Here is a 21,559-nt window from a genome sequence, read left to right on the forward strand (position 1 = left end):
CTCCGCCTCTATTCTACATCCACCAATGGTACCAATACGCGAATTTTGGTTCCTTGAAATGCTTTTGAATCAACAATCATCTGACCTTTTAAAATTTTGACGCGTTCTTCCATACCAAGCAAGCCATAACAATCCGATTCACGATGGGTACTATCCACCTCATTCAGATTAAAGCCCTGCCCGGCATCCTCAATCACGACAGATATGTATTCGCTATTATATTCAATGACAACTTTCGCATGATCCACTGCCGCATGCTTGTGAACATTATTCAATGCTTCTTGAATCACTCTAAATAAACTAATTTCAATATGACTTGCTACCTTTGCCTCTGCACCAATTACATTAAAATCAACCGTAAGACCAACACGCTGTTCTAGTTTATTAATAAAATAATGAATCGTCGCGATAAGACCTAAATCATCCAGCGTCATTGGCCGTAAATCGAAAATAATCTTCCTCGTTTCGCTTAAACAAATACGAATTTGCTCACGAAGTTCTCTGAGTTCCTCTTTCGCTTTTTCTATATCCTTGTCAATCAGTCGTTCACAAGCACTTGATCGATAAATTACATTTGCCATAAGCTGCGCCGGACCATCATGAATCTCCCGCGAAACTCTAAGCCGCTCATCCTCCTGTGCCTTGATCACAAGCGGAGCAAATAATTTATCTTGATGCACACTTTCCATCTTGGATGCAACCGCACTAAATTGTGCTGTCAAATAGCCTAGAACGACACCAACCTGCGCAACCAATTGTTTTGCTTTCTCTGCCGTTTTTTGCAATTTTCTGAGCCGAATTTCCAAATCATTTCGCTGTTTGATCAGATTCTGCTCCTGCTCATGCATAACTGCCAAACGAACCTGTAAATCTTTCGTTTGATCGTAACAAAGTTTAATATCCGCTTCTGTATACGTTTTAAAATTACCGCTTACATCCATCAGACGTTGCCTTGACTGCTTCTCTAAGGCAGTGAGTTCATCGACTTTCTTAATCGTTGTTTCCAAGGTTTCTTTCAGCACATCAATATCATTTTGTACACAAATCACTTCATTGCGTGCACCTTCATAAATCTCAAAAATCTGTGTTTTACTTTCTTCCATTACCTGCATCGTGTTTTTAAGGATTTGATCCAATGTTTTTTCATCTATGATTGCCATACTTTTATCATCCATTCTCGCAAAATTCTACTGCCTGCTCACTGCGTGTTTTTAAATGCAACAAAAAATTTCTTGATATTTGACGCTTCTATAGTCTATGCACGCTTCTCTATTTTTTTGATTCGCTAAAAATGATCATAATACCTGCAAGTCAAATTTCCCAGCTGCATCCTGTGTAAATTTTTATTATCAACAATCGACCTATTTTGTGGATAACTCGTTATCCACAAGAATTAAGGTTAATTTTTCTGCATAAATCGTCAATCCATCCATAGTTATCCACAGTTTTATCCGGAATGTGAATAAAAAAGTGGATAACTTAAAAAATCTGCTCGTTTTTGAGCAGATTTTTTAACATTTTTTTCTATTTTTTAATCAAATTTTTGACGTTCTCCCATGCAATGATTGGCGTTTTTGCAAAACCATTAAATTCTGTAGCGGACGCAGACGTATACGCCCCGCAATTTGGAACTAATAAAACATCGCCAATTTCAAGTTCCGGACTCATTTTATCCCTGAATAAAACATCCAATGAATCACAGCTAGGTCCAGCAAAAGTTACAGGTTTCTGCTCTCCGTCTTTAAATGAATCAAGCTCAAAATCCCAATGATCAAAAATAATACCAGAGAAAGTACCATATACACCGTCATCTAAGAAATACCATTGTTGATGGTTTCTGCACTGCACACCAATTACACTCGTAATTAAATTAACTGCGGTACCACAGAGATAACGTCCAGGCTCCGCCCAAATTTCGGTAGCAGGAAATAATGCATCAAGTGCTTCCTGAATTTCTTTGGCTATCGTAAGTAAGTCCACTTCTGTTTCCAAGGTTGATATCGGCAATCCGCCGCCAATATCCAAAACCCGCAGATGGAAGCCCTCTTTTTCCGCTTCATCAAATAATTTACGACATATTTGCAACGCTTCAACATGCGCTTCGGCTGTCGGCGATTGGCTGCCGACATGAAAACATAAACCACCAACGTCTAACCCTTGTGCACGTGCTATCTTCAAAAGACTGATTACATCTTCTGGTGCTGCACCAAATTTTTTATTTAAATCCACTAAAGCTTTTGGATTATCCACACGAACTCTTAATAAAACCATACCGTCTGGTACAGCCTTTGCCATTTTATAGATTTCGCTTTCACTATCAAAAGTAAATTTATTTACACCCGTCTTTTTAGCAACAGCAAGTCCCTTTGGTGTTTTAAAAGGATTTGCATAAACCATGCGGTCAGCTGAAATTCCCATCCTTGTCAACTGTAGCATCTCACCGTCTGAAGCTACATCAAAATGCGATCCCAAATCGGCTAATGTCTTTACAATCCGTTCATCCGGATTTGCTTTTACCGCATAAAAAACTTTTACCTTAGGTAAATGCTCCTCTAAAAATCGGTAATTATAGGCTATTTGTTCTAACGATACTACTAAAAGCGGAGTCGTATACTCCTTTGCTAAATGATGTACGGCCTCTTTTGTTAGTCGAAAACTGTTCATATCCCTCTCCCATTCTAAATAAATTTTTCATACTGCAAATAAATTGTTTTGCGTTATGTATTATTTCCCGTCGAAAGGAAAAATCCTGCAAGAAAATACGATAAAAACGAAACATTTTATGGCAAAAATAAAGACTAACAATACCTACGTAAAATTTTACCGCAAAAAATTTTTACGTATATTGTTAGTCATGATATGAATCATTTACCTTCTTGGATAACAGCCATATCCCATCCCATAATTAAATCCATAAGGGCGACAATACATTCCATGTCCGCCATAATAATACCTTGGATAACATCCATAAAATACAGGAGGTTGATGTATATACCAGCCATATCCACCATAGCCGCCGTATCCATACGGATAGCACATGCCTTTTCTAGGGTGACATACGCCTACCCAACTTTTGCCGGGATAACATTTTGAAGAACTATATGTGCTATAACTGCTGGCACTGCTGCTGCTCGCTTTACGACCATCAGCATATCCATCAAACTCTTCCCCTTCATCGTCTTGAAAATCATCGATTTCCGGGTGTTCCCATTTTGCTCGTTTATCTTCTTCTTTACGTTTATCGGTCATATAAAAACACCTCACTTAAAATACAGTATCAACGCCTACTGCATAGTATGAAATAAATTCAATTTAAGTGCGCTGTTTTTTGGACATTTTCTCTATAAAGCAATACCTTTCTCACATCATCTTCAGTTACTGCAGTTTTCAATCGTGCAATAACTTCATCAGATTGAAAATGTTGATAAAGATACCTAATGTCATCTTTCCCATTCATATCAAGTGCAAGCAAGCAGATAAATTGGGTGCGCTTTTTTCCCGCCCATAGAATTGGTTTTTCAGTCTTGGCAAACAAAATTGCAGATGTATAAACATATGAACTATCTGCATGCGGCAGCGCTACTGTTTGGTGTATTAAGTATGCCCCCATTTTCTCTCGTTCTAAAACCGCTTTTTCATACCCTTCTTTTACATAATTCTCATTTATAAGTAACTGACACATTTTTTTCAACACTTTGGTTTTCGTATCATATGCTTTCCCTAAGAGCAGAATCTTCACACGCTGAATCACTTGCGGAACTGCATTTACTTTTTCTTCTATCGGCATTGGTCTGCGCATCGAATGCGCTAATAACTCGGCCAACTGTTCTTTGCCTTCCTTTGACAACAGCATATTCACTGAAAAATAGGGAATGCCTCGAAGCTTTGGGTCTACACTTCCGACAACAGCTACAATATCATATTGCATTGAAAAGTTCTCAATTTGTTGATCAATATCCTGACTGCCAATGATGCCAACATGTAAATATACGACTTCATGCAATTCTTCACCAAACAATTTTTTCAATTGCTCTTTACAGTATAGAGCAACGCCCTCTCCTGTAAAACAAATCGTTAGGATTGCTTTTTTGCGTAAAAGCAAAGACGTTTTAATATGATTTTTAGGTGAAAGATAATTTAAAGATTCTATCCCCTGCACCACATTCGCCAGATTCGATCCCGGTAAAACACTGCGTCTTAAAGCTTCAATCACCATAACGGTATCCACGCGATCCATTGTCTCTACCCGAATTTTAGTTCGCACTTGAATCATTTCTCCAAAAGTAAGCAAAGAGCCTAAATCTGCAAGAATTAATACCCCTTTTCCTTCATCCGCGTGTCTTACCACAGCACTCAAACGTTCTAATGCCGCACCTGGTTTTTCATCAAAGCTCATATTAAACGGTTTTCCATGCGTCATATTCAACAATTTATTGGCAATTTCCAACATGCTGCCGCCGACATTTCCATGCGTAGCCACAACCACGCCGACGTTTCCTTCTTCTTCTTTCTCATTCCCATGTAAATATAACGCAATATAACTCGTCTCATCCTCAGGTAAATCCATCTGACAACGTTTTTTTATCAAAGCAACCATTTTTTCCGCAACCGCATATTCTTGCTTAAACTTTCTTTTCACATCTTCCAAATTGGGATTGATAATTTTCTTGCCTTGATTCAATCGGGCAAATGTAGCATTTAAATGAATCGCTAAACAATAGACAAGTGATTCATCCAATTTTCCTAATTCAGCTTCGGCAATTTTTAAAACTTCTTGGGCTAAATATATCGCTTCATCTCCAATTACTTTAGCAACTTCCTGCAAGCTCAACGGCGCTAATCGATGCTTTACATGAACCATAACCCGCTGTAAATTCCGTTTTATTTCATCACCGACCAATTCCTTGACCTGTTGTTCATTCATGCCCTTTTGCATACAATTCATATGTAATTTCTCAATAGATCCATAAAACTCTTTTGGAAAACTATACACATCCTCCTCAAGCAAAGTTGGCACCTGGCATTGTTTAGGATGAAACAAAAAATCCTTCCAGACAAGACTCTCCAGTGCCTGCCTTTGACTTTGAATCTTTAACAGCCCTTTCTTTACATATAGGCTAAGCCCCGACAAATCTACTTTTACAGCGTCTTCTTTTTTCGTGACATAGTTTAAAAAACTTTTTGCACAAATCACTTGAATATCACTTCTGAGCTGCCCGATATTCCCTTTACAATCATATAAAAGAAAGGCTTTGATCACATCCAATGAAACCTCTAGTTTTGCATTCATTCTAGATGATTCATAGCTGAAAAATCTCTGAATAAGCTGAAGCCGTTCTGTTAATGGACGATCAAGCAACGGCGGAAGATGAATCAGCATCGGAATACGCCGCTTAAAAGTAGCAAGTAAGGCTGTCTCTATATTTTCCGTAGTTGCCGCAATCAGTTGCACATTTGCCTGCCGTGCTGCATACGTTTCACCTAATCGCCGATAACTCCCTTTATCAATTAAATGAAATAACATTTCTTGGCCTTCTGCTGACAAACGGTGTACTTCATCAAGAAACAAAATACCACCATCCGTTTGTTCAATCAATCCTTTTCGATCCGTTACCGCACCAGTATAAGCACCCTTTACTGCACCAAAAAGCTGCGTGATTAAAAGTTGTGAATTTTCAGCATAATCTGCGCAATTTAATACATGAAACGGTGCATTATCCGGCAAACTTCTCGCTTTTAAAGCAAAGCGATACATCGCCTCGACTAACTCACTTTTTCCAACCCCAGTCTCGCCAACAATCAAACAATGTAAGCCATGCGGTGGATAGAGCATGGTCGCCTTCGCTTGCTGAATCAGGGGATTTAGACTCCCGCCTACGCCAACTAGATTCGCAAAGGCATCCTGCTCTGTACCTTCTTCTTCATCGCGCTCTGCACAAGCTAAATCTTCTGCGGGGTCTTGGCGCATATGCGCTGTTTTTATATATTTATTTAGTAAATAAATTGATAAAGAATAACCTTTTTTTCTTAATGTTTCCTGCATTTCCTGCTTTGAATACGCTTTGTTCCTCTGCATCATACGCTGCATTTCCTCATAAATATAGGCTTGTTTCCGCTCTCTAGAATCTTGTATTTTTAACTCCTTACGCAATGAAGTAACATACTCCCGACTGACCAAAAACTTTTTTGCCAGAGCTGTATCCGTATATGGTTGATTATGATCTTCCTCGGCAATGTATTGTTGGATTTGTTTTCTCATCATTTCCCTCCTGAATGATTGATTATGTAAACTCATAAAGTAAAAAATCTGAATCTACATAATTTTAATCTTCCATAAGTTCTACATTTAAACATCCTCATCTTTTTACCTTCAAAGAGTCCAGCAAAAACAAATAAACACCACGCTCTTATTGTGATGCAATCTCTCAAATATAAAAGGAGACTACCTTCAGCAGTCTCCCAAGTTCTTTCATTGCATGCATCGCTCTATTTTATAGTTTCATTTATTTTACTTCACTTAGCTGTCTTGTGACTTCTACCAGATGATTGCTGCTTGCTTTCATATGATCTAACGCAGTGAATATACCTTGTATTGCTTGGCTTTCCTTCTGTGAATCTGTTGCCATCTTCACAAACAATTCTTTATTTGCTGTCATACTTCCAGATAAATCTTTTAAGGGCTGCACAATCTCTTGTGTTGAATTTTGAATCTCTTCAACCGCACGATAAATCGTTTCTGTCGATTTTTGACTTTCAACTGCCAATTTACCCACTTCGCGTGCAACAACAGAAAAACCGCGTCCTAATTCGCCCACACGCGCCGCCTCTATCGTAGCATTCAATGCCAGCAAATTTGTTTCACTCGAAATATGTTTTATCGTATCCACGATTTTACCGATATTTTTTGCGGCATCAACAAGAATTGTTGATAAACCACTAATTTGCGACAGCTGCTCTATCCCTAAATTCATTTTTTCATTTAAAGCTCGAAAAGACGCCGTCTCTTCCTCAAATGCTTGTCCTACTGCTGCAACGACTTCACTAATATGATGAATTTGCTCAGATAACGCATTTGAACTGTTTTGGACGTTCCCCGCTAGTTGCCGATATTCGAATAAACTAACCCAACGCATTAGCGCACAAGCAGCTTCAACATTCAACACTCGTTTTGCAACAATTAATTGTACATTTGATTTTAGTACATGCCGATATTTAGTTAAATATCCGCCTGCTCCTACGATTGTTTCAATTCCAACAAGATACTCCGCTGTTTCCAACGCTGCAGTAACTTCGCGTTCCGAAATTTCATCATAAGGAATCAGTTTAAAATTAATATGATGAATTCCCATATCTTCACAATAACGTACAAGCTGCTTCGCGTAACTTGTTGAGTTATTGAAGACATACACATCCTGCCCCGCTGGAACCTGCGCCAACGCAACAAAAAATTCTCCTGCTGGTACCATATCTACACCGACAAGTTTGTCACTAGAAACTTTTTGTGAGGTTTCTGCTATTCGTGAAGAAACGCATACGACAAGATCTTCGGTGATGTCATGACCAATTTCTTTAAAAGCACAAGCTCTTCCTTGCATGTTTTTTCCCATAACCGGTTTTATCGCAGCCAAAAGCTCTTCAGCAATTGCTTTACCACCTGCAACTGTTAAGACACGAATATTTTCCACAACGTTAACTCCTACATTCTTTATTTTTTGCTAAAATTATACGCTTTATTAAAATTATAGTAAGAGTATACTTGTTTTGTCTATACAGTTTGTATTTATTATTGTTATTCTAGAATAACAATTTATTATAATCCATACATTAAAAGGCCAGAAAACAAGGGGATGCCACATTGCAAATGCGGCATCCCCTGACTAAATCCGGTCCACTTATAAACTAGTACGAAGATAGGTTGCCGGTTGGTGAGAAGTATTCAGCTGCTAGGCGCAGCAAGGGGTTGTGAAGGAGTCGTACTCGTGTACGTCGACGAGTAACACCTTGTTGCAACGACGCAGATGAATGCTTATCGCCGACCCGCCACCTATCTGTCCATAGTATACACACTAGTTAAAACGCAGGCAAAATCGCCCCTTTATATTTCTCGTTGATGAATTTCTTTACTTCTTCAGATTTCATTGCTTTTACAAGCTTTTGAATTTCAGGACGATTTTCATCACCTTGGCGTGCAACTAGAATATTTACATAAGGAGAATCGTTTTGTTCAATAAACAACGCATCTTTGGAAGGTGTCAAATTGGCTTCCAATGCATAGTTCGTATTTATGACTGCAATTGTAACATCATCTAAAGAACGAGGAATCTGTGCCGCTTCTAATTCTTTAAAGCTTAACTTTTTATCATTTTGTACTACATCAGCAACAGTTCCATTAATTCCAACGCCATCTTTTAATGTAATAAGCCCAGCTTTCGCTAAAAGTGCCAACGCACGACCGCCATTGGTTGGATCATTTGGTATTGCTACGGAACTGCCTTCAGCAAGTTCCTCTAATTTTTTCACTTTCTTTGAATAAATCCCCATTGGTTCGATATGAATCCCTGCAACATTGACTAATTTTAAATTACGTTCTGCAGCAAATTTTTCTAAATAAGGCGTATGTTGAAAATAGTTTGCATCTAACTCCTTATCCGCAACTGCTAAATTCGGCTGCACATAATCACTGAACTCAACAATTTGTAAATCAATTCCCTCTTTTGCAAGCAAAGGTTTTACAACTTCCAAAATTTCAGCGTGTGGTACTGCTGTAGCACCAACTTTTAATACAGTTTTTGCAGATGAATCTGCGCCTTTATCCGCTGCCGGAGCCTCAGATTTACCACAACCAGCTACAGCAAAAACCACCATCAACAAAGTAACAAGCAATAAACCAATCTTCCTCATTGTTCCTACCCCCATTTATAATTTGTCTGCAGACTAGCATTTAGATAAAAATTATACTCTAAACCAAGTCTTACTTTATCTCAAGATAAAAAAGTCTCCCTACCTTGCACCTGCATGAGAACCTCTTTCATCCTTAGATTTCGAATTATTTCTAGCGTTTGTTTAGACGTCTGGAAATCGCATCACCAATAGATTGCACCAGTTGTACTTGAATAATTAAAATAATGACGGTTGCAAGCATAACATCACCGCGGAAACGTTGATATCCATAACGAATTGCCAGATCTCCTAGCCCACCGCCGCCGATTGCACCAGCCATTGCCGAATAGCCAATTAAGCTGATAATCGTAATCGTAATTCCAGAAATTAAGGAAGGCATTGCTTCCGGCAATAGCACATGCCAGATAATCTGCATCGGCGTTGCCCCCATCGCTTTAGCGGCCTCAATCACGCCATACTCAACTTCTTTTAAAGAAGTTTCTACTAAACGCCCCACGAATGGAATGGCAGCAATGGTAAGTGGCACCATTGCTGCAGTGGTACCAATCGATGTGCCAACAATCATCCTCGTAAGTGGAATAATTGCTACCATTAAAATAATAAACGGTGTTGACCTCGCTGCGTTAACAACAGCGCCCAAAACGCGATTTATCGTCAAATTTTCTAAAATATGTCCCTTATCTGTAGTTACTAGAATAACGCCGAGCGGAATTCCTACGATTGCCGAAATCAGGGAAGATACGAAGACCATATAGGTTGTTTCGCCAAGTGCCTTCACAAGCAACATAACCATATCAGCTGACATAGCCAATCACCTCAATTCCCAGATTTCTATCTTGTAAGTATTTCAATGCCTTTTCAATTTCGGCATCTTCACCTGTGATCTCAAGTACCAAAGTTCCATACGGCGTATTTTTAATATGATCGACATTGCCATAAATGATATTTGTATCTACCTGAAATCTACGAATCACACCAGAAATAACAGGCTCATCTGCCGAATCACCGATAAACGATAACCGTACCAATAAATTACTGCCTGGAACTGGAGTTTTCGATATCTCGGCATTTTTAAACGCTTCCGGTATATCGCGATTGATAATTACACTAATAAATTCTTTTGTAATCTCGGCCTGAGGATTTGTAAAAACTTCTAAAACCGTACCTTCTTCTGCAATTACCCCATTTTCAATAACAGCGACCTTATCACAGATCTCTTTAATTACCTGCATCTCATGCGTAATCAATACAACGGTTAACTGCAATTTTTGGTTAATATCCTTTATCAATGCCAGAATAGATTTGGTCGTTTGCGGATCAAGCGCCGAGGTCGCTTCATCACAAAGCAATACTTTAGGATCACTGGCAAGCGCTCTCGCAATCCCTACACGCTGCTTCTGACCACCAGAAAGCTGTGCTGGATACTGGTCTCTTTTATCTGCCAGCCCGACGAGTTCTAATAATGGTAAAACTTTTTTTTCAATTTCTACCTTACTCATACCAATGAGTCTCAAAGGAAACGCAATATTATCATACACAGTTGCGGAAGACAACAAATTAAAATGTTGAAAAATCATGCCAATATTTTTACGTGCAGCTCTAAGCTGGCTCGCATTCATTGCAGTTAAATCTTCACCATCCACGACGACTATCCCTTTTGTCGGTTTTTCCAGCATATTGATACAACGAATTAAGGTACTTTTTCCTGCACCACTAAGTCCAATCACACCGTAAATCTCGCCGCGCTTTACATGAAGATTGATCCCCTTAAGCGCGTGGATTGGGCCTGATGCACCATCATATGTCTTTTCTATAGTAGAAAGTTTAATCACTTACGTTCACTGCTCCTTTTACGACTTACCAAGCTGCGATTGTCGAGCCTTTAAAATGCTCATCAATAAATGCTTTTACTTCATCCGATTGATATGCTTTTATGAATTTTTTATACACTGGATTATCCTTGTCTTTAGACTGCACTGCAATAACGTTTGCATATGGAGAATTTGCATCTTCCATCGCCAAAGAATCTTTTGTTGGCACTAACCCTGCTACAATTGCAAAATTTGTATTGATTACTGCAAGATCCACGTCCTTCAAGGAAAGTGGTACTTGTGCTGCTTCTAACTCTTTAATTTGCAGATTTTTAGGATTTTCAGCAATATCTGCTGCAGTAGCACTAAGCCCAGCGTTTGGCTTTAGTTTAATTAAGCCAACCTTTTCTAACAACAACAATGCCCGGCCGCCATTTGTCGGATCATTTGGAATTGATACGATAGAACCATCTTTTACATCTGCAATCGCTTTTACCTTCTGCGAATAGATACCAATTGGGAAAATCACTGTTTTGGCAACACTTTCGATCTTATAGCCACGATCGTTTACCTGTGCATCTAAGAACGGCTGATGTTGATAACTGTTTAAATCAATTTCACCCTGACTAAGTGCCATATTTGGCTGCACATAATCATTAAATTCAATAATTTCAACATTAAGTCCATCTTTTTCCGCTACTTTTTTAACTGCTTCTAGAATTTCAGCATGCGGTCCTGCCGTCACGCCCACTTTAATAGATTTTTTCTCCGATTTAGCAGCATCTTGATCTGCTCCGCAACCTGCAAACACGACCATGCTGAAGATCGCCAGCACTGCGATTATCAATAATTTCAGTTGTTTTGACATTGTACACTACCTCCAAATAAAATTTTTTTGCGAATACAAAAAAGCCCTTTCCCTTATGGAAAAGAGCCCGTAAAATCAACGTTTCTCTTCTCTCATCTTCAGGAAAAATTCCTGCTGGAATTGGCACCACTGCATTTCTGCCGGTTGCCGGGCGTCATTGGGCCAGTACCCTCGACCACTCTTGATAAGAGCTCTCCTATATTTAACTATGGTATTGATACTATCATTTCTCTATAGCATTGTCAATAGTCATTCTCCATATTACAATTAGAAATATTTTATTACATAACCTTGCTTTTATACGGAAATCAATTTAAAATTTAAGTAATGCTGTAAAATTTAACGATAGGTGTGATTATCTTGGGTATATTCTCAAAATTCTTTGCAAAAAAACAGGCTCAGCAAGCCGTTATTCCAAAAGATATAATTCCAAAAGAAAAAGAAACCGTTCGGAAAGCATTCGGAATTTACTGCCATAGCAAACATGGTACATCCTCAAATGGTAAAAAACTTTGCCCTAAATGTACGGCACTTCTCGCAACCGTCATGCTAAAGATGAACCGTTGTCCTTATGGGTTTACAAAACCGATCTGTGAAAAATGTAAAACGCCTTGCTTCGGCACTGCACAAACCAAAGAATTTTTAGTTATCATGAGTGGCGCTAAAACAAAAATGTTTTTTAAACACCCAATCATGACGATGAAACATATGCTGTATGGCATGCGCAAGGAAGCAAAAAAAGATGACAAAAAAGATACGAAAAAAAATAAAAAATAAATAAACGGGATATTGCGACGGAGCAATATCCCGATTTTATTTAACTTTGTTTTTTAAATTGTGATTTTGGTTGCTGACAAATCGGACAAACAAAATCATCTGCTTCTTTTTCAATGTCACCCTCATATATATATCCGCAGACGCCACAGACATATTTGTCCGTTATGACCTCTTCTCGATACGTTGGTGCATTTTTAGGTGCTTTCCCCTTGATTACATCATGATAATACTGATAGGTCATCGGCGGAAAATCGATTCCCTTCATCGCATTACTCACGCGTCCCAGAATAACAAAATGTGTCTTTGTTTCCTGCATATGAACGACATCGACTGCGATATAGCCACAAACATTTTCTTTTACAACCGGCAACGCATCGAAATACATGAATTCAAAGCCGGTAAACTTATCCGTATCACGCCCCGATGTAAAACCTAGCTTAGCGATCACATTTTGATTTGTTTTCTCCGAAATGATAGATACACTAAACTTTCCTGTAGCTTTTATAGCCTCATAAGTAAAATTGTTTTTATTCATGCTGACTGCAATAATAGGCGCTTCCTCATTGGTAATTTGCACAACTGTATTGACAATGCAGCCCGTTGGTCTTTCCTCATCTAAAGTCCCGATTGCATACATACCATAAGAAAGTTTCCACAGCACTGATTTATCCATTATAAAACCTCCTAAACCGCAATTTATTCCTATACCAATTGTTCCCCAAATAGTATGATACCAATAATCATAGTTTACATAGTACCCATTTATCCATTACAAAGCCTCCATGATGAGCCTTTATTCATGACGCCCCCATTTTCCAATAGCCTGTATATTCGCAAGTTGCATGCAGAAAGCGTTAACTTTCGGATAAATTACAATGCAGAGCGTATTAAAATGCGCTCTGCATAAGCACTAGTCTAGTTTATTTTATCATTATCATTTATTATATCACGATCTAATAAAACTACAATTGCAATCGTAAAACGATAAAAAATGAATTACGAAACTGAAAAGGGTAAATAGGAGATTTTTATGTACAAAATTTTACGCATCTTACAACAGAAATTGTCCCCTGTTACATTAGCCAATCTTGCCATGATCATTACGATGATTGCTTGGGGAACTTCATTTATCAGCACAAAAATTGTCTTAAAGGAAGTACCACCTATTACACTGGCATTTATTCGTTTTTTTATCACATCGATCATTTTATATGGAATCATCAAAAAAACTGAACCAAACACCTTTGTCGCATCGGCAGACAAATGGCGCCTCGCACTTATAGGGTTTATCGGTATTTCGATATATTTTTACTTAGAAAACACCGGAATTAAATTCACATCTGCTTCAAATGCTTCATTAATTACCTCCTTCGTACCCATTCTATCCATCGCATTGAATATGCTGTTTTTTAAAGCAAGGCTAAGCGGTCTTGAAGCGATTGGCGTTTTCATCGGAATTATTGGTGCATACCTGACGATCACCGCGAACGGAACGATTGATTTTACCTCCGATAATTTTAAGGGAAATCTCTACATGATCGGCGCAATGATTGCTTGGGCAATCTATACTTTACTCAGTAAAAAAATGCAAAAGAAATATTCCGGACTTTGCATTCTAACTTACCAAACGATTTTCGCAACGCTGAGTCTCATTCCGTTCACGTTATTAGAATACAATACATGGCAAACCATTTCGGCAACCTCTTTTCTCCATATTTTATACTTGGCAAGCATCTGCTCCGCACTCGGCTATTTTCTCTATGGTTATGCGCTAAAAACAGTTGATGTCGTCATAACAACACTCTATCTCAACTGTGTTCCCGTTGTTGGTGTAATCAGCGGTTATCTGATTTTAAATGAAACCATCCTCCCCATCCAAATCTTCGGCGGCATGATCATTATCGCAGGAATTTTCATTGCAAATTTGAATCATACACTCGCATTATTTAGCAAAAAGTAGTATTTTATTTGTGAATAATTTGACGATCATCGATATGCGCATGTCCCCATTCACATAAACACTCTAAAACAGGCATCAGGGTTAACCCTTTTTCAGATAAAGAATATTCAACCTTTGGAGGTACTTGAGAATACTCTTTACGAACAATTAACTGATCCGCTTCCAATTCTTTAAGTTGTGTACTGAGCATTTTATGCGTAACCGTTTCGAGTGAACGCTTTAATTCGCCATACCGTAAAACCCGTTTTTTCCAAAGCCAAAATAGTATATGCATTTTCCATTTACCATCAATTAAAGACATTGCATAGGCAAAAGGTTTAATATTCACTTCATGATCCATTTATACTCTCCCTATAGATAGTATCTCACAAAAAAGTACGTACTTTCCATCTTTTGTATAGTAGTATATCATTGAAACTATCAGATGGAAAGGAGTATAAGATGATGAAAAAAGAAATTGAAGTGTTTGACTATGCCAATGAAATTATGAAGGCCGTCAAAACAGGCATCTTATTAACTACAAAAGCTGCTGACAAGGTAAATGCGATGACGATCGGCTGGGGTACACTCGGCGTCAAATGGGCAAAACCAATTTTTATCGTTTACGTTAGAGAAAATCGCTTTACCAAACAACAACTTGAAGAAAATCCCGAGTTCACGATCAATGTCCCATACGGAACATTCGATAAAAAAATACTAGGTATCTGCGGAACCAAATCCGGTCGTACAGTTGATAAAATTAAAGAACTTAACTTAACACTCGAGCACCCGAAACATATCTCTGTCCCTGCAATTAAGGAACTGCCTTTAACACTTGAATGTAAAGTGATATACAAACAAAAGCAAGATACCACGCAAATTCCCGAAGAAATCAAGAACACCTTCTACCCACAAGATGTCGACAGTACATTCCATGGTGCAAATAAAGACTTCCATATCGCATATTATGGAGAAATCGTCAGCGCCTATATCGTCGAATAGAATACGCTACCTACATACGACAATTAAAAATCCCACTCATTAGACCGAGAATGCTAACCAAGTAAATCAGGTTAGCATTCTCGGTCTATATTTTTTATTATAGTTTATCAGTCATTATTACTTTATCCTAGAATCACATTTTACTTAAGCAAAAACATCCCAATTGCAGTTCCTTTCTTTCTATTGTAAAATAGCCCTATGTGTAAATATTTTTTAGTGAGGTATAGAGATGAAGGCTTTTATTTTTGACATGGACGGCGTAATCATTGACAGCGAACCAATTAACACAGGGCTGGCGATCAAAACGGTTGCGCATTTTGGCAAGAGTATTACCAGTAATGAAATGGAAAAATACGCGGGATCAACGATGAAAGTTATTTTCTCTAGCATTAAAGAAAATAAGCAAATCAATGCTCCGTTAGAAGAAATCATCACTTATATGCAAGCGAGTATGCTTAGAAATTTAATAGAAACAGAAATTGAACCAATCAAAGGCATTCGACAACTTCTCTCCAATTTAAAAACAAACAATATCCCAACTGCGATTGCTTCTTCCTCACCGAAACATATAATTGAAGCAGTCGTTGATAAATTTAAATTGGCTGATTATTTTGCGCATCTCGTCAGTGGAAATGAAGTAAAACACAGTAAGCCCGATCCAGAGATTTATCTTGTAACAGCAGAAAAACTAGGTGTCTTGCCTAACGAATGCGTTGTGCTTGAAGATTCAACAAATGGCGTAAATGCAGCAAAAAACGCCGGTATGACATGTATCGGCTTTAGAAATCTAAATTCCGGCAATCAAGATATCTCCCGTGCAGACCTGATTGTAGATACAATCGGTAAAATCGACCTTAATAAAATTTAAACATAAAGAGAGGTAATTTTATGAAGGCTTTCATATTTGATATGGATGGCGTAATTATTGATAGCGAACCAATTTATTTAGAAATCAACAAAAAAACTTTACACCATTTTAACATCACTGTCTCTACAGAAGATTTTAACCAATTTGTTGGCATGACAGATCATGGCGTATACGCAATCGTAAAAGAAAAATATCAGGTACCTCAAACAATAGACGAAATGCTGGCCTACCAAAGTGATCTCGTCTGGAGCACCTTCAAACATTTAGAAGCTGAACCGATTGATGGAATTCCAGAGTTGTTACAAACCTTAAAAGAACAGCATATTGCCACTGCAGTAGCCTCTTCTTCACCAAAAAAAATTATCGAGATCATCTTGCGTCAACTTAAACTCGATAATTATTTCAACTTGATCGTCAGTGGACAAGAAGTCGCGCAGGGAAAACCTGCACCGGATATATTTTTAGAAACGGCCCAAAGGCTTCAGATTTCGCCAGCGGATTGCGTCGTACTTGAAGATTCTAAAAACGGATCTATTGCCGCAAAAAAAGCCGGTATGACTTGTATCGGATTTCAAAACCTTAGTTCTGGAAATCAAGACCTGCGTCAAGCAGATTTTATTGTAGATTCGATTCCTGCAATTGATATTTTCAACTTAAAATAAATTAAATAAAAACCAGATGATCTATACATTCGCCTATCTATCATCTGGTTTATTTTGATTGACTGCCACTTTATTCTATACTATGATTAAGTACATCATACAAGAAAGAAAGTAGATATCACTATGACTGAAGTAGAACAAATCAATTGTCGTAAAAAAGGAATTGTCCTTGTATTACTTGGTGCAATCCTTTGGGGAGCCTCGGGTGTTGCCGCACAATATTTATTTCATTATAAACACTTAAGCCCAGAATGGCTGGTTGTCGTACGACTGCTTACCTCCGGGCTTTTATTATTGCTTTACGATTTTATAAAGAACCGTGCCAATCTCTTTTATATCTGGAAGATCAAGCACGATCGCTGTCAATTACTTTTATTTAGTATCTTTGGCATGCTAGGCGTACAATATACATATTTCGCCGCCATTCAACACGGTAATGCAGCCACAGCGACGATTTTACAGTATCTCATGCCAGTCATCGTCGCATGCTATTTAGCCCTCCGTTATAAAAAGCCGCCCAATAAATTAGAACAGATTTCGATCTTTTTGGCGATGCTCGGTACATTCTTACTCGTAACCAAAGGCGATTTTCGTAACCTCGCGATCTCCCCACTCGCATTATTTTGGGGTATTGCCTCAGCTTTTTGCGCTGCTTTCTATACATTACAACCTAAATATCTGCTCAGCCATTGGCGTTCACCGCTTGTCATTGGTTGGGGAATGCTCACGGGCGGAATCATTATGAGTCCAATCAATCCGCCTTGGAAATTCAGCGGTATTTGGGATATCGACACCTTCTTCGTTATATGTTTCATCATCTTGTTTGGCACCGTTATCGCTTTCTACTCCTATTTAGAAAGTATTAAATACATCCTGCCGACAGAAACTAGTACACTTGCATCCATGGAGCCACTTTCAGCTGTTCTTCTTTCCATCTATTGTCTTCATACACCTTTTGGGTGGATTGATTATATCGGTGGATTATCCATAATGGCAACCGTATTTCTCTTAGCTAAAAAACAATAAAAAACTACTTGCTCAAACGAGCAAGTAGTTTTTTATTGCATATGCGACACCATGTTCATCGTTTGTCTTTGTAACATAGCTTGCCGCTTCTTTTACTTCTGGCTCAGCATTTTCCATAGCAAAAGAGTATCCGGCCATCCGCATCATGCTAATATCATTATGATGATCACCAAACACCGCAATCCGCTCGGGTTTAATCTGATACTTTTCAGCCAAGATTCTTACCGCCGCTCCCTTATTTACAGCTTTATCGGTAATATCCAGCCCATTTTTTTCAGATATCACAAACGTGTTTTTCCCACTCGGATTGTAACGTTGCTTTAGCTTAGCCACTTGCTGATCAGAAAGTTTCCAAATGAACATTTTTAACACTTGTTCCGTCGGCAAATCCTCAACTTTTTCCATCGTACAAATTGATATTTTAAAATCTTTCGGCACTTTTTCATTATAATGATGAAAAATATTTACCCGCTCACTGTTTGCCGCACAAAACATATGATCACACACACTAGCCGTGAAATCATATCCGTTGTCGAAACAATAGCATATCATCTTTTCCACAAATCTCTTTTCCATATATTTATGATATAAAATTTCATTTGTCATCGGGCTTCGCACCAAAGCACCATTACAGGCAATAATCGGCTCTTCAATTCCAATCTGAGCCGATAAAGCTTTTACATACACATCATTTCGCCCTGTCGCCAAAACAATCTTTACACCATGTTTTTTTAGCTCTTGCAAGGCCTGCATATTTTCAAAGCTGATTTCTCCTTTAGAATTTAGCAGTGTACCATCAAGATCACATACACAACAATCTATTTTCATCTTATCGACTCCATTGATTTCAAACTTATTTTACATCATCTTTTACATGAACTCTGCTTGGCAAACTGCTTAAAAAATAACAAATCTCGGCATCCGGCACCTCAAGCAATAGCTTCATTCCTTCATTGCCTACAACCCTCTGCAAATACAAAAATTCATCCTGTCTTTCCTTTTGAATCTGCTGACTCCAATCCGGTGTTTGCAACGCTTGCTTCGAATGAACCCGATCAAACATACACGCCGCATGTAAATAAATACGAATCATTGCATCTTGTGTAATTGCCTCATCAAAAAAGTACTCCGCTATTTTTTCAACCAAGTTTTTACAACATACAGCAACTTTTTTCACAGACAAACTTTTGACAAACTTACTCAATTGCCCCGCTAACACTTCATAAACATCCGTTATCACAGGTCTCTCTTCAATTGGTAATTCTCCCTCTAGGATGTCAAGCTGCAACAAATTCTCGACACGTTTCAATCCTTCTTTAGAGAATAATTCACTGACATGAACAAATGGGACGTGTTTCACTTTTGGCTCAATACTCCCAATGATCAGATGCAGTTTATCCCCTAAATTCCCCTGAATTTCCTCGACATCTTGCATCGCTCCAGCTGTAATAAAGTGCATTCCTTTCATACTCGGCACATGATTTCGTAGAATTTCCTTAATCTGCTCTGCTACCCCTTCACCGCTTGCACAGGTAATCAGAATCGTCCCTTTTAGTTCCGCCACAGAATTGGTAGGATACCTTCTTTGCCGTAATGTCATCGTATACTCATCATACGCTTCATAAATATGCGCAACGGCCTGCTCCAAAGTCTCATCCGTCGTCAATACACGACGACCAGCCTCCAGTACCAATGCAGTTGTTACATTTGGGATGATTTTAACCGGCACTTTAGTTTCTTTCACCAGCATATTTTCCATTGTAACTAAAAAGCCCATATCTACAAGTACAATCACACCACTGCCTTGATTACGCTTGATAATCACCTCTTGCAGTTCTTCTACCGTTTGTGCGTTGCTTCTATTGAGCGGGATATCATATGCTTTCACATGATCGGTTCCTAATAAATTATTTGCAACTTCCGCCATGCTTTGCGCGGTTCCCCGTCCATGCGCGGCAATAATCATTCCAATTCTCGGCTTTAGCGGTTCTTCACAGCCATGAATTAAAAACATCGCAATAAACCCAAGCTCATCCGGCGATATATCTGTCTGCAGTTTGGCAGATAACAAATCGATATGATCCAGTACTACCTGATATGCCGCTTCATGCTCTGCTTTAATCATTTTTAAATTCGGATTATAAATAATCCGCCCAGAAATCACGCGTTCTCTAAACTGTTGCAAGTGTAATGCCAGCGCAACCAAGGTTCTTCGACCATATTTTCTTTTCAACTTACTCGCGGCATCATTTAATAAAACATTGGCCGTTTCCCAAATATTCTGCTCTATGATGCTGACCGGCATATCGGCTGCATCAGCCTTTGCCAAAGATTGCGCAGCGGAGCCAAAATATTTTTCTAAATCTTTGCCGACTTTTTCTTCGATCTCTTCATCTGATATTTCCATTTTACGATAACTATTAATTTTTTTGTCCACATACTCGTATAAATCCCGATGCAAATCATAGTCGTTAACTGCTCCGTTGATCATCATTTCTCCATCGGGCTCAATCAAAATACCTTCTCTGAACAGCCGATTGATTGCATCATCAAGCACGGTTTGATTTCTTACCATAGAAAAAATCCGCTGTGGAATCGCATCAACATCCACGGTTAATTTATCATGCGCAGCCGCTAAACTCGATAAATAGCTTTTTGCACAACAAAGCTGCAGATCATTACGGAGTTCCCCAATATTTGCCGGACAATTATAGTGCGTAAAAGTCTCCAAGGCCTGTCCGGAAATAAAGATCGGTACCCCTAGGCGAATCGCTTCCTGACGAACAAAATGAACAATTAAACGAATCCTCTCGTTAATCGGTCGTTCATTAATTCTCGGCAACGTAATCTGCACAGGAATCCTCCGCCGAAATGTGAGTAAAAGAGAACTCGATATATCCTCAGAGGTAGCACCAATAATCATCAACTGTGCCTTCCGCTCTCCCCGCGTTTCTCCCAATCGGCGATAAACGCCTTTATCTACCAACATAAAAAGTAGTTCTTGTCCAGTCGAAGGCAAGCGATGAATTTCATCTAAAAATAAAATGCCACCTTTTGCGCGATCTACCACGCCTTCATGATCTTCATTCGCTCCTGTAAAAGCACCTTTTACATAACCAAACAATTGTGCCAGCAATAGCTGCGCATTATCTGCATAATCGGCACAACCAAACGTAATAAACGGAACCGACTCTTTCGTCGTCCACATTTCTGTTGCATACTTCCACATCGCTTCAGCCAGTAAATTCTTTCCGACTCCACTTTCACCGCAGATTAACGTATGCAAACCATTTGGCGGATATACAATCGCTGCTTTCGCCAATTCTATCTGTGCTTTTATACTGCCACCACTGCCAACAATACCTGAAAATGCAGTTGGTTGAACCGTATGCAAAGTTTTCTTTAAATTTTGAATTTTTAAATTGGGCTCTTTTTCAACTTTTTTATGCATATACGTACGCTCACGATTGCCAATCGCATAGTATAAAACCGGCCTAGTACCAGTTTTTTCGATATACCCCAATTTATATAATTTATTCAAATCGGCCGATGCATCGCTGCGATGGATATTCAACTCCAATGCCACTGTAGCCGCATTTACACCTTTTCTAGAAGCTTCGTCCGTACAGGACTCTACATATTCCATTACTCTATCAATTCTAGCCATTTCCTGTACTCCTTATTTATCCTTCGAAGTAAACCGCT

The 21,559-nt window shown here is 38.7% G+C and carries 19 protein-coding genes and 1 riboswitch; of the genes, 6 read left to right on the forward strand and 13 right to left on the reverse strand.

Features of this window, described 5'->3' with window-relative positions; genetic code table 11:
- Positions 1 to 8: 8 nt before the first annotated feature.
- The 9 genes from BN6559_RS08375 to BN6559_RS08415 form a co-directional block, all read right to left on the reverse strand.
- Positions 9 to 1,160: a sensor histidine kinase gene (locus BN6559_RS08375; protein ID WP_199883858.1), complete on the reverse strand. Its 1,152-nt coding sequence runs from the start codon at positions 1,158 to 1,160 to the stop codon at positions 9 to 11.
- A gap of 364 nt (positions 1,161 to 1,524) precedes the next feature.
- Positions 1,525 to 2,664 carry a type III PLP-dependent enzyme gene (locus tag BN6559_RS08380; RefSeq protein ID WP_110954295.1) on the reverse strand — a complete coding sequence of 380 codons (1,140 nt, stop codon included), beginning with the start codon at positions 2,662 to 2,664 and terminating at the stop codon, positions 1,525 to 1,527.
- Between the two features lie 204 nt (positions 2,665 to 2,868).
- Positions 2,869 to 3,249, reverse strand: a complete 381-nt coding sequence (locus BN6559_RS08385; protein ID WP_110954296.1) for a hypothetical protein — start codon at positions 3,247 to 3,249, stop codon at positions 2,869 to 2,871.
- 58 nt (positions 3,250 to 3,307) lie between these two features.
- Positions 3,308 to 6,262 (reverse strand): sigma 54-interacting transcriptional regulator, encoded by a 2,955-nt coding sequence (locus BN6559_RS08390; RefSeq protein ID WP_199883859.1) that lies wholly within the window; start codon positions 6,260 to 6,262, stop codon positions 3,308 to 3,310.
- Between the two features lie 241 nt (positions 6,263 to 6,503).
- Positions 6,504 to 7,685: a methyl-accepting chemotaxis protein gene (locus BN6559_RS19725; RefSeq protein ID WP_324609407.1), complete on the reverse strand. Its 1,182-nt coding sequence runs from the start codon at positions 7,683 to 7,685 to the stop codon at positions 6,504 to 6,506.
- Between the two features lie 385 nt (positions 7,686 to 8,070).
- Positions 8,071 to 8,901, reverse strand: coding sequence for a MetQ/NlpA family ABC transporter substrate-binding protein (locus tag BN6559_RS08400; protein ID WP_110954298.1), 831 nt, complete (start codon positions 8,899 to 8,901; stop codon positions 8,071 to 8,073).
- Positions 8,902 to 9,052: 151 nt separating this feature from the next.
- Positions 9,053 to 9,706, reverse strand: coding sequence for a methionine ABC transporter permease (locus tag BN6559_RS08405; protein WP_110954299.1), 654 nt, complete (start codon positions 9,704 to 9,706; stop codon positions 9,053 to 9,055).
- Entirely contained in the window at positions 9,696 to 10,733 is a 1,038-nt protein-coding gene (locus BN6559_RS08410) for a methionine ABC transporter ATP-binding protein (RefSeq protein WP_110954300.1), read from the reverse strand. Before BN6559_RS08410 ends, BN6559_RS08405 begins: the two co-directional genes overlap by 11 nt.
- 25 nt (positions 10,734 to 10,758) lie before the next feature.
- Positions 10,759 to 11,529, reverse strand: coding sequence for a MetQ/NlpA family ABC transporter substrate-binding protein (locus BN6559_RS08415; protein WP_456060954.1), 771 nt, complete (start codon positions 11,527 to 11,529; stop codon positions 10,759 to 10,761).
- A gap of 140 nt (positions 11,530 to 11,669) precedes the next feature.
- A riboswitch (SAM riboswitch) is annotated at positions 11,670 to 11,771 on the reverse strand.
- Between the two features lie 169 nt (positions 11,772 to 11,940).
- On the opposite strand from BN6559_RS08415, the gene BN6559_RS08420 reads away from it, so the two are divergent.
- Positions 11,941 to 12,357: a nitrous oxide-stimulated promoter family protein gene (locus BN6559_RS08420; RefSeq protein ID WP_110954302.1), complete on the forward strand. Its 417-nt coding sequence runs from the start codon at positions 11,941 to 11,943 to the stop codon at positions 12,355 to 12,357.
- Positions 12,358 to 12,397: 40 nt separating this feature from the next.
- Here BN6559_RS08420 and BN6559_RS08425 read toward each other — a convergent pair whose 3' ends face one another.
- Positions 12,398 to 13,030, reverse strand: a complete 633-nt coding sequence (locus tag BN6559_RS08425; protein ID WP_110954303.1) for a flavin reductase — start codon at positions 13,028 to 13,030, stop codon at positions 12,398 to 12,400.
- Positions 13,031 to 13,387: 357 nt separating this feature from the next.
- Between BN6559_RS08425 and BN6559_RS08430 the strand changes: the two genes are divergently transcribed.
- Positions 13,388 to 14,317 carry a DMT family transporter gene (locus BN6559_RS08430; protein WP_110954304.1) on the forward strand — a complete coding sequence of 310 codons (930 nt, stop codon included), beginning with the start codon at positions 13,388 to 13,390 and terminating at the stop codon, positions 14,315 to 14,317.
- A 4-nt stretch (positions 14,318 to 14,321) separates the two neighbouring features.
- Here the strand turns inward: BN6559_RS08430 and BN6559_RS08435 are convergent, their stop codons facing one another.
- Positions 14,322 to 14,657 (reverse strand): winged helix-turn-helix transcriptional regulator, encoded by a 336-nt coding sequence (locus BN6559_RS08435; protein WP_110954305.1) that lies wholly within the window; start codon positions 14,655 to 14,657, stop codon positions 14,322 to 14,324.
- 104 nt (positions 14,658 to 14,761) lie between these two features.
- Between BN6559_RS08435 and BN6559_RS08440 the strand changes: the two genes are divergently transcribed.
- The 4 genes from BN6559_RS08440 (at position 14,762) to BN6559_RS08455 (ending at position 17,854) form a co-directional block, all read left to right on the forward strand.
- Positions 14,762 to 15,298 carry a flavin reductase family protein gene (locus BN6559_RS08440; RefSeq protein WP_110954306.1) on the forward strand — a complete coding sequence of 179 codons (537 nt, stop codon included), beginning with the start codon at positions 14,762 to 14,764 and terminating at the stop codon, positions 15,296 to 15,298.
- Between the two features lie 229 nt (positions 15,299 to 15,527).
- The gene (locus BN6559_RS08445) at positions 15,528 to 16,166 is read left to right on the forward strand and encodes an HAD family hydrolase (RefSeq protein WP_110954307.1); all 639 of its coding nucleotides are present in this window, start codon (positions 15,528 to 15,530) and stop codon (positions 16,164 to 16,166) included.
- 20 nt (positions 16,167 to 16,186) lie between these two features.
- On the forward strand, positions 16,187 to 16,828 hold the full coding sequence (locus BN6559_RS08450; RefSeq protein WP_110954308.1) for an HAD family hydrolase: 642 nt from the start codon (positions 16,187 to 16,189) through the stop codon (positions 16,826 to 16,828).
- Positions 16,829 to 16,951: 123 nt separating this feature from the next.
- Positions 16,952 to 17,854, forward strand: coding sequence for a DMT family transporter (locus BN6559_RS08455; protein ID WP_110954309.1), 903 nt, complete (start codon positions 16,952 to 16,954; stop codon positions 17,852 to 17,854).
- Positions 17,855 to 17,866: 12 nt separating this feature from the next.
- Here BN6559_RS08455 and BN6559_RS08460 read toward each other — a convergent pair whose 3' ends face one another.
- Complete coding sequence (locus tag BN6559_RS08460; RefSeq protein ID WP_110954310.1) at positions 17,867 to 18,682, reverse strand: Cof-type HAD-IIB family hydrolase; 816 nt, start codon at positions 18,680 to 18,682, stop codon at positions 17,867 to 17,869.
- 25 nt (positions 18,683 to 18,707) lie between these two features.
- Positions 18,708 to 21,521, reverse strand: a complete 2,814-nt coding sequence (locus tag BN6559_RS08465) for a sigma-54-dependent transcriptional regulator (protein ID WP_199883861.1) — start codon at positions 21,519 to 21,521, stop codon at positions 18,708 to 18,710.
- Between the last annotated feature and the right edge of the window lie 38 nt (positions 21,522 to 21,559).

This window comes from Massilibacillus massiliensis (assembly GCF_900086705.1).
GTDB lineage: Bacteria > Bacillota > Negativicutes > FLKF01 > FLKF01 > Massilibacillus > Massilibacillus massiliensis.